The organism is Mycobacterium persicum (assembly GCF_002086675.1).
GTDB classification, from domain to species: domain Bacteria; phylum Actinomycetota; class Actinomycetes; order Mycobacteriales; family Mycobacteriaceae; genus Mycobacterium; species Mycobacterium persicum.
On sequence record NZ_MVIF01000024.1, the window covers coordinates 53157 to 62674 of the forward strand.

A 9518-nucleotide genomic window follows, 5' to 3' on the forward strand; every position below is an offset into this window, starting at 1 on the left:
GAGGACGGTTGGAGTTGGACGCCGCGTTCAAGGTATTGAGCGACGCGGAGCACGATCGTGTCACCGCGACCTATGCGCCGTTGGCCGCTGCCGTTCGTGACCTCATCGACGCCACCATCCGCACCCAGGCCGACGACGACGTCATCGCGCGGGCGCGCACCGCGATCGAAGCGGTCACGCGGTCGTTGCGCAGTCAACGGATCCGCCCGTCAGGTATCAGTTACCGGCTCGACGGGCGGCCCGTCCCAGTGGGCAACGCCGCCGTGGGCCAGTGCAATCCGATCGCACCGCCGCTGGTTGTTCACCACGACGCCGAGGGACGGTGCTGCAGCGAGTTCGCGCTGGGCGCGGCCTACGAGGGGCCGCCTGGTTTGGCGCACGGCGGGGTGTGTGCCCTAGTGCTGGACCACATGCTGGGCGAGGCGGCCAGTCAAGGGCTGACCCAGCCGTTGTTCACCGGCACCATCACGGTGAAGTACCTGCGCGGCACGCCGCTGGGACGGCTGCGTTCCGAAGCCTGGATAGACCGTACCGAAGGAGTGAAAGCCTTTGCGCGCGGCTTCATTTCCGACGATGCCGGCGTCACCGTGGAAGCCGAGGGGATCTTCGTCAAACCGGCGTGGGCACGAGAGGCCGAATGAAGTTCTACATCAGCACCGCCTTCCTGAAATCCGCGGAGATCATCGAGATCGCCAAAGCCGCCGACGATCTGGGCTACGACGGCATCGGTATCCCGGACCATGTCGTCAACCTGGAAACCCTGACCACCCCGTATCCCTACACCAAGGACGGGCAACGACGCTGGCCGCCGTTCACCGACTGGCCCGATCCGTGGGTCCTCGTCGGCGCGCTCGCGCAGGTCACGCGACGGCTGAAGTTCGTCACCACGGTCTACATTCCGGCCATGCGAAACCCCTACTCGGCGGCCAAAGCCATTGGCACCGCGGCCTTTTTGGCTTCCGGCCGGGTGGAGCTGGGCGTCGGGGCCGGCTGGTGCGAAGAGGAGTTCACCCTGATGGGGGAGCAGTTCGCGGCCCGCGGACAACGCACCGACGAGATGCTCGCGCTGATGCGGGAACTGTGGAAGCCGGGCTGGACGGAATTCGACGGCCGGTTCTATCGAACTCCGCGGCTGGAGATGCAGCCGACGCCCCCGCCGATACCGGTCTATGTCGGTGGGCTCAGCGACATCGCGTTGCGCCGCGCCGCCCGTTACGACGGCTGGATCGGGGACTTGATCAAGACCGACCGCGCGATCGAGGCAGCTGGCCGGCTACACGAGTTGCGCGTCGAAAATGGCCTGCCAGTAAAAGATTTCACCATTCTCACACCACTCACCGACGCGTTCACCGCCGCCGACTATCGGCGGGCCGAGGAGGCGGGAATCACCGGGATCCTCACCATGCCGTGGATGTTCTACACCGGGCCGGCTGCCGGCCTGGCCGAAAAGGTGGACGCCATGCGGCGATTCCGCAAGGACCTGGCGCTGGACGGCTGAGACCGGCTAAGACTGCGCTGCCATCCCACCTCGCCGCGACATTTGACCAGTTGCCGAAATCGCCCGCAGTGACTCATGTTTCGGCGTGCCAAACACAGACAGCCCGCTTGGCGATCGATGAGGTTATCGCCAAGCGGGCTGCTGTACCCGGGGTTACACGTCTCTACACGTCGTAATAAAGGGCGAACTCGTACGGGTGCGGCCGGACGTTGACCGGCTCGATCTCGTTCTCGCGCTTGAAGCTGATCCACGTCTCGATCAGGTCGGGCGTGAAAACGCCGCCCTCGGTGAGGTATTCGTGGTCGGCCTCCAGCCGGTCGATCACCGCGGACAGCTGGGTGGGCGCCTGCGGGATGTTCGCGGCCTCCTCCGGCGGCAGTTCGTAGAGGTCCTTGTCCACCGGAGCCTGCGGCTCGATCTTGTTCTTGATGCCGTCGAGACCGGCCATCAGCATGGCCGAGAACGCCAGGTACGGGTTGCCTGACGAGTCGGGGCACCGGAACTCCAGCCGCTTGGCCTTCGGGTTGCTGCCGGTGATCGGGATCCGCACGCACGCCGACCGGTTGCGCTGGCTGTACACCAGGTTGATCGGCGCCTCATAACCGGGCACCAGCCGCTTGTAGGAGTTGACCGTCGGGTTGGTGAAGGCCAGCAGGGACGGCGCATGATGCAGCAGACCGCCGATGTAATGACGGGCCGTGTCCGACAGACCGGCGTACCCGGTCTCGTCGTACATCAGCGGGCTGCCGTCTTTCCACAGCGACTGGTGGGTGTGCATGCCGGAGCCGTTGTCACCGAACAGCGGCTTGGGCATAAACGTGACGGTCTTACCCGCCTGCCACGCGGTGTTCTTGACGATGTACTTGTACAGCTGCAGGTCGTCGGCCGCGTGCAGCAGCGTGTTGAACTTGTAGTTGATCTCGGCCTGCCCGCCGGTGCCCACCTCGTGGTGGCCCTTCTCCAGGCTGAAGCCGGCGTTGATCAGATTGCGCAGCATCGTGTCGCGCAGGTCGACGTAGTGATCGACGGGCGCCACCGGGAAGTAGCCGCCCTTGGGGCGGACCTTGTAGCCGCGGTTGGGGCTGCCGTCGGCCTCGTTGGGTGCGCCGGTGTTCCACCACCCGGCGATTGCGTCCACTTCGTAGAAGGAGCCGTTGGTGCGCGAATCGAAGCTCACCGAGTCGAAGATGTAGAACTCGGCCTCGGCGCCGAAATAGGCGGTGTCGGCGATGCCGGTGCTGATCAAGTAGTTCTCGGCCTTGCGGGCGACGTTGCGGGGGTCGCGCGAGTACGGCTCGAGGGTGAATGGGTCGTGCACGAAGAAGTTGAGGTTCAGCGTCTTGGCCGCCCGGAACGCGTCGATGCGCGCCGTTACCGGGTCGGGAAGCAGCAGCATGTCTGATTCATGAATCGACTGGAACCCGCGGATCGACGAGCCGTCAAAAGCCAAGCCGTCTTCGAACACGCTCTCGTCGAAGAACGAAACCGGAATCGTGAAGTGCTGCATGGTGCCGGGCAGGTCACAAAACCGGACGTCGACAAACTCGACGCCCTCGTCCTTGACAATTTTGAAGACGTCGTCGGGCGTCTTATCCGTCACAGAGTGCTCCTTTACTAGGTGATTCGCGGCCGACGGTATGGAGGAGTTATTGCCCGCCAGTCAACCCCGTGTTGCGCAGACGTTACGTGACCATACGCCGACCAACGCTCCCCGGTGCATGTCCGGGTCCTATTGTGGGGCCATGGCCCGCACGATGGTAACCGGTGAGCCGATCAAGCCATCCGGCCCATCCTGCGGTCGGCTTCGCGTAAAACGGAGTCGGCCGATCGGACCGGGCCGATGACGGCGGAATCCACCGGATATCCCGGTAAGACGCTCGGTTTTCCGCGGACCGGTCCGGGTTCGCTGGCGCCGATGGGGCGCCGGCTCGGCGCGCTGTGCATCGACTGGCTGGCGGCTTACGGACTGGCGCTGCTTGGCCTGGGCGTCGGCGCCTGGTCCCAGCCGATGCTGTCGTCGATGGTGCTGGTCATCTGGCTGCTGCTGGGTGTCATTGCGGTGCGCCTGTTCGGATTTACCCCTGGCCAGTTGCTACTGGGTCTGGTGGTCGTGACGGTAGATGGCCGGCTGCCGGTGGGGGTCGGCCGGTTGGTGGTGCGGGGCCTGCTGATCGCGTTGGTGATCCCGCCGCTGTTCACCGACTCGGATGGGCGAGGGTTACACGACCGGCTGACCGGCACGGCCGTGGTACGGCGCTGACGGCTCGGCGCTATGCGCGGCTATTTGCGGCGCACGGTGCGCTGGACGCCGCGCATCTTGCCGGCGTTGGGTAACGGGCCCTTCGGCAGGGCGCCGGCACCGGCGCGGGAACCCAGGGCGGCCAGACGCGATTCCAGGGTGTCCATCTGCTTGACGGTGATGTTGGCCGGAAGTTTGGTGAGGTGGCGTTCCAACTTGGCCAACGACACCTCGCCGTCGCCGTTGCCGATGACGATGTCGTAGATCGGCACATCCCCGACCAGGCGTGCGGTGCGCTTCTTCTCCTGGGCCAGCAGTGGTTTGACGCGGCCCGCCGATCCCTCGCCGACCAGGATGACACCCGGCCGGCCGATCACCCGATGCACCGCGTCGAAGTGCCCGGTGGTGGCCACGCCCGGGGTGACCCGCCACTTGCCCCGCAGGTTGTCCAGCACCCAGGCCGCGGCGCCGGTTTGACCTTCGGCTTGCCGGTAGATGCTGCGCTGAGCGCGGCGGCCGAAAATGATGAACGCCACCAGCGCGCCCAGCACCACGCCGAAGACGATCAGCGTGATCATGGTCAAGCCGCCGGCCCACACCCCGACGCCCACCGACACACCGACGATCAGCACCAACGCGCCGATCATGTACGGCAGCAGGCGCTTGTCCTCTTTGCGCTGCATGTTGAACGCCTGCCACAGCTGAGCGCGGCGCTGCCGGGCGGCGGCCTTGCGCGCAGCACTTGCCGCGGCTTTGGCGGCCTTGTTCTCAGCGGCGTTTCGGGGTTTTGCCATAGTCCTCAAGAATACGTACGCGGCGGCTAACCGGAGTCCGAGGCTGCCGGGCTGCGGGCCTGCCGGTAGAGCCGGCCCGCCCGGTAGGACGAACGCACCAGCGGCCCGGCCAATACCCCGGCGAAGCCCAGCCCCTCGGCGTACCGCGCGTACTCGACGAATTCCTCGGGCCTGACCCACCGCTCGACCGGGTGGTGGCGCGGCGACGGCCGCAGATATTGGGTGATGGTGACGATGTCGCAGCCGGCGCCGTGCAGATCGGCCAGGGCGGTCCGCACCTCGTCGGGGGTTTCACCCAGGCCGAGGATGAGGTTGCTCTTGGTGACCAGGCCGGCGTCGCGGGCTGCGGTGAGCACATCCAGGCTGCGCCGGTAGCTGAACGCGGGACGGATCCGTTTGAAGATGCGGGGCACGGTTTCGACGTTGTGCGCCAACACCTCTGGACGGGACGCGAACACCTCCGCGAGGCGGGCGGGCTCGCCGTTGAAGTCGGGGATCAACAGCTCGACGCCGGTCTGCGGATTGAGCTCCTTGATAGCCCGCACCGTTTGCGCATACAGCCAGGCGCCGCCGTCGGGCAGATCGTCGCGGGCCACCCCGGTGACGGTCGCATACCGCAATCCCATGGTGTGCACACTCTCGGCGACCCGTCGTGGCTCGTCACGATCCAGGGTGGCGGGCTTACCGGTGTCGATCTGGCAGAAGTCGCAGCGACGGGTGCACTGGTCGCCGCCGATCAGGAAGGTCGCTTCGCGGTCCTCCCAGCATTCGAAGATGTTCGGGCAGCCCGCCTCCTCGCAGACGGTGTGCAGGCCCTCACGCCGCACCAGGCTTTTCAGCTCGGTGTATTCCGGGCCCATCCGGGCCCGGACACGGATCCACGGCGGTTTGCGCTCGATCGGGGTTTTCGCGTTGCGCACCTCCAGGCGCAATAGGCGCCGGCCCTCGGGTGCGACAGTCACATCGCTGATGCTACGCGTGCGACGGGATGTTCACCGACGGGCAGGACACCGTCCAGAGCGTCGCAGACGGCCTCGGCGACGGCCGATCTCACATCGTCGACGGTTACCGGGCGTCCGAGCTCGGCGGTCAGCGACGTCACGCCCGCGTCGGTGATGCCGCACGGCACGATGGCGGTGAAGGCGCCCAAATCGCAGTCACAGTTGAGCGCGAAGCCGTGCAGGGTGGTCGCACGCGAAACCCGCACCCCGATGGCGGCGATCTTTCGCGCCGGGCGCCCGGCGTCGGCCGCCAGCCATACCCCCGACCGGCCGTCGACCCGGCCGGCCTCAAGACCCAGGTCGGTGCATACCTTGATCAGCGATTCTTCAAGGCGCCGAACGTAATTCACCACGTCGAGCGGTTCGGCCAGCCCGATGATCGGATAACCGACCAACTGTCCGGGGCCGTGCCAGGTGATCTTGCCGCCGCGGTCGGTGTCAAGTACGGGGGTGCCGGCGGAGTCGTTGATGGGACGTTCGTGCGGTTCGGTGCGCCGGCCCGCCGTGTAGACGGGCGGGTGTTCCAGTAGCAGCAGCGTGTCCGGTCCGCCGGCGACCCGGGTGTCGGCGAGCTCTCGCTGCACCTGCCAGGCATCCCGGTAGTCGATGGTCCCCAGCTGACGGATGTCGATCGGGGTCCGGCTCGACCGAATAGAACCAGCCACGATGACGAGGCTACTCGTGACAACCCCGCGGGTTCGAAGGCCGCGCTGAGGCGACGCGCGCCGAACCGCCGGTCGGATGCCGGGAAATGGCGCTCTGCCGAGATAGTGTGCCTGCAATGAGCTTCATCGAAACCGTTGTCCGCGTGGGCATGGCGATCGACGGCCTGGGTGTCGCGGTGATCATCATCGGCGCCGTGGGCGCTATCGTGCTGTTCCTGTGCCGAGCACCGCGCAACGCCGCCCAGGCATACCGAGAGTTTCGGGTACAGCTCGGGCGCTCCATCCTGGTCGGCTTGGAGCTTCTGGTGGCCGGTGACATCATCAAGACGATTGCCCTCAAACCCAACGCGCAAAGTGTCGCCGCCCTGGCCGGCATCGTGGCCATTCGGACCTTCCTGAGCTTCTCGCTCACTGTGGAGATGACCGGACGGTGGCCCTGGCAGCAGAACCATACGACCGCGGCCTCGCCGGGCCAGCCGGTCAAGGACGCCTAGCAAACGAGGCTCGGTACCGCGGTTACTGCCCGCCGCCGGACAGCGCCTGTTGGCAGTCGACCGAGCGCATCTCCATCATCAGCGCCAGGTTCTGTTGTGGGTCGACGGGCGCATCGATGATGTGCACTCCGCCGGCCGCTGCGGCCTGATCGAGGATGGCGCGGAACTTGGCGGGATCGTCAAGCCGATGGCCGGTGGCCCCGTAGCTGTGGGCGTACGCGACGAAATCCGGGTTGGCGAAATCCACGCCGAACCTCTGGTAACCGTCGACCATCTGCTTGAGCGCGATCATGGCCAGGCTGCTGTCGTTGAACACCACGACAATCAGATCGAGCCCGAGGCGGACGGCCGTTTCCAGGTCTTGGCTGTTCATCGCGAAACCGCCGTCGCCGGTGAGCACCACCACCTTGCGCTCGGGATGAACAAGTTTGGCGGCAATCGCGGCCGGCAGGCTGATCCCCATCGATCCCAGCGCATGATCGATCAACATGGTGTTGGGCTGGCGGGCGTTGAAGTTTCGGGTGGCCCACATCATGTGGATGCCGTTGTCGAGCGAGAGGATGTCCCCGTCGGCCATGAACTCGCGCAGGGTGGCGATCAGATATCCCTGTTTGGCGGGGAACGAAGTGTCGGCGGCCAAGCGTTTGATGCTGTCCTGCATGGCTTTTCCGAGGTTGCGGAAGCCGTCGTGATCCCACGCCGGGTTTGGGGCGAGCTGCGCGGTCAGCCGCCGCAGCGCGTCGGCCATCTCGCCGACCACCTGCGCTTGCGGAAAGTACGAGTTGTCGCCTTGTGCGGCAAAGGGATTGAGATGGATGACGGTGCGCCCGTCGTCGGGTGCCATGATCATGGTCGGCTTCTCCATCACGTCATGACCGATGTTGAGCACGACGTCGGCGGACTGGATGGCGCAGTTCGGATAGTCGCCGGGCATGATCGAACAGCCCAGATAGTTCGGGTCGTCCTCGTTGGCCACACCCTTGCCCATCATCGTCGCCACGAACGGGATCTGCGTCGTGGCGATCAATTCCCGCACCGCCGCCGCGACGGCGGGCCGGTTGGCGCGGGTGCCCCCGCCCACCATGATCAGCGGCCGGCTCGCGTTCTGGATCAGCTTGGCCGCGGCCGCGATGCTGTCCTGAGTGGCCACCGGAATGTCGCCGTGCCGGCACGGCACCAGCGGGCCCAGCTCGGTCTCCTGGGCTACATCGTCGGGCAGTTCCAGGTGCGCGGGCCCCTGACGCCCGCCCAACGCCGACATCATCGCCTGCCGCAGCAGCGAGCCGGCCATCTGCCCGGACGGGATCTTGGCCGCGAACTTTGTGATGGGGCGCATCACATCGACCACGTCGACAAGCTGGTATTGCCCCATGCGGTTGTCGCGCACCGCTTTTTGGCCGGTGATGACCAGCATCGGCATGGCCGCCAGATAAGCGTGGGCGACCGGGGTGGTCAGGTTCATCGCCCCGGCGCCGAGCGTCGACATGGCAACAGCGAGCTTGCCGGTCAGGCGGCCGTAGGCCGCGGCCGCGAAACCCGCGGCCTGTTCGTGGCGGAACAGGACGAACGTGATCCGCCCGTCCTCGCGCAGCGCCTCCATGAAATGCAGGTTCTCATCGCCGGGAATACCGAACACATACTCGACGCCTTCGGCCGCGAGTGCCTCGACGATCTGCTCGCTGGTATTCGAGGGCGGCATCAGAGCTCACCGCTGCCGTGGCTGAGCACCGCTTGCGGGTCTTCGGATTTCAGGCCCTCTTTCATCTGGTCCATCTGCTGCATCACCTGGCGCGCTTTGGTCAGGATCGCCTCGGCCTCGGCGCCGGGGATGACCACGGCCGTCGACCCCTTGGCGAAGATCACGTCGCCGGGCACCACCGTGACCCCGCCGACCGCCACCGGAACATCGGCCAGATAGGGCTTAATCTCATTGCCGCCGGCGCGCACCGTTTCGCCGTGGCAGTACGTCGCGAAGTTGTAGGTGCTCAGTTCCTCAAAGTCGCGCAGCATGCCGTCGGCGAGAATGCCTGCCATGCCCAAGTTTTCAACCCGGCTGAGCTTGGTGCCGCCGCCGAGCGAGGTCTGCCGGTATCCATTGGACGCCATCACCAGGACCGCACCCTTGGCCTGATGTTCGGCGATGGCGCGGTAGATGGCCGGCCCGAGGCTGTGCTTCTGCGGATCCATCAGGTCCTTGCGCACCGGCAGAAAAGAGATGGTCACCGCCGGGCCGACGAGGACGCGGTCCGGGTCGGGGCTGCGCAGTTCGATGAGGTGCGCACGGTGTTGATGGGTCATCATCATCGCGTCGACGACGTCGGCGACGCCGAGACCAGCTACCAGTTCCATGAGTTGCATGACTTCGTCCAATCCCTTCTGTTAGCGCGCATTGTCGGTTTCACGAGGCAGCAAGCGAAGTAGCAGGCTCACCACCGGGATCATCCGTGCCATCGCGTTGGGCACCAGGTTTGCCAATGAATCCCTGATGGCCGTAGCGGTTTCGGCGTCCGGCAGGTCGGTGTTCCCCAGCGCGCCGCTGACGGCGTGCCCGCGTCGTCTGCCGTCGGCGATCACCGCGTCGATCGCGGCCAGCAGCGAGCCGTTGTCGTGCAGGGGTTGCAGGGCGGTGTAGTAGAGCACCAGCATGCCCGGCCAATGAGCAAGGTTTCGGGGCAGGCTGACCTGTAGCTCGCGCCCTCGGGCGCGGGCTCCGATCAGATTCACGATGCGTACCATTTGCGCGACATGCGGCGGCATCTCGTCGAAGTTCGTCAACAGCGCACCTGCTGCCGGCGGGGGCCGGCGGGGCGGCTGCTGAATGCACGGG

General features: G+C 66.1%; 9 protein-coding genes and 2 pseudogenes. 4 read left to right on the forward strand and 7 right to left on the reverse strand.

Going from position 1 to position 9518, the window contains the following annotated elements; all coding sequences use genetic code 11:
* Nucleotides 1-14: 14 nt before the first annotated feature.
* Both BST40_RS10620 and BST40_RS10625 read left to right on the forward strand, forming a co-directional pair.
* Nucleotides 15-641 carry a PaaI family thioesterase gene (locus BST40_RS10620; protein WP_075545296.1) on the forward strand — a complete coding sequence of 209 codons (627 nt, stop codon included), beginning with the start codon at nt 15-17 and terminating at the stop codon, nt 639-641.
* Complete coding sequence (locus BST40_RS10625; protein ID WP_075545243.1) at nt 638-1498, forward strand: TIGR03619 family F420-dependent LLM class oxidoreductase; 861 nt, start codon at nt 638-640, stop codon at nt 1496-1498. Before BST40_RS10620 ends, BST40_RS10625 begins: the two co-directional genes overlap by 4 nt.
* A 163-nt stretch (nt 1499-1661) precedes the next feature.
* Here the strand turns inward: BST40_RS10625 and glnA are convergent, their stop codons facing one another.
* Nucleotides 1662-3098 carry a type I glutamate--ammonia ligase gene (glnA, locus tag BST40_RS10630; RefSeq protein ID WP_023364968.1) on the reverse strand — a complete coding sequence of 479 codons (1437 nt, stop codon included), beginning with the start codon at nt 3096-3098 and terminating at the stop codon, nt 1662-1664.
* A 240-nt stretch (nt 3099-3338) separates the two neighbouring features.
* Here glnA and BST40_RS10635 point away from each other — a divergent pair, with 240 nt between their 5' ends.
* The gene (locus BST40_RS10635; RefSeq protein WP_075545242.1) at nt 3339-3758 is read left to right on the forward strand and encodes an RDD family protein; all 420 of its coding nucleotides are present in this window, start codon (nt 3339-3341) and stop codon (nt 3756-3758) included.
* Nucleotides 3759-3778: 20 nt separating this feature from the next.
* Here BST40_RS10635 and BST40_RS10640 read toward each other — a convergent pair whose 3' ends face one another.
* From BST40_RS10640 to lipB, 3 genes and pseudogenes are all read right to left on the reverse strand, one after another.
* A complete protein-coding gene (locus BST40_RS10640; protein ID WP_075545241.1) occupies nt 3779-4531 on the reverse strand; it encodes a DUF4191 domain-containing protein in 753 nt (250 codons plus the stop codon).
* A 26-nt stretch (nt 4532-4557) separates the two neighbouring features.
* On the reverse strand, nt 4558-5493 hold the full coding sequence (gene lipA / locus BST40_RS10645) for a lipoyl synthase (protein ID WP_075545240.1): 936 nt from the start codon (nt 5491-5493) through the stop codon (nt 4558-4560).
* A gap of 10 nt (nt 5494-5503) precedes the next feature.
* A pseudogene (gene lipB / locus BST40_RS10650) lies at nt 5504-6197 on the reverse strand (lipoyl(octanoyl) transferase LipB).
* A 116-nt stretch (nt 6198-6313) separates the two neighbouring features.
* Between lipB and BST40_RS10655 the strand changes: the two are divergent.
* Nucleotides 6314-6691: a DUF1622 domain-containing protein gene (locus BST40_RS10655; RefSeq protein WP_075545238.1), complete on the forward strand. Its 378-nt coding sequence runs from the start codon at nt 6314-6316 to the stop codon at nt 6689-6691.
* A 22-nt stretch (nt 6692-6713) separates the two neighbouring features.
* Here the strand turns inward: BST40_RS10655 and BST40_RS10660 are convergent, their stop codons facing one another.
* The 3 genes and pseudogenes from BST40_RS10660 to BST40_RS10670 form a co-directional block, all read right to left on the reverse strand.
* Complete coding sequence (locus tag BST40_RS10660) at nt 6714-8390, reverse strand: acetolactate synthase large subunit (protein WP_083154213.1); 1677 nt, start codon at nt 8388-8390, stop codon at nt 6714-6716.
* The gene (locus BST40_RS10665; protein ID WP_244174338.1) at nt 8390-9040 is read right to left on the reverse strand and encodes an RraA family protein; all 651 of its coding nucleotides are present in this window, start codon (nt 9038-9040) and stop codon (nt 8390-8392) included. Before BST40_RS10665 ends, BST40_RS10660 begins: the two co-directional genes overlap by 1 nt.
* 30 nt (nt 9041-9070) lie before the next feature.
* A pseudogene (locus BST40_RS10670) lies at nt 9071-9518 on the reverse strand (hypothetical protein); the annotation flags it as partial.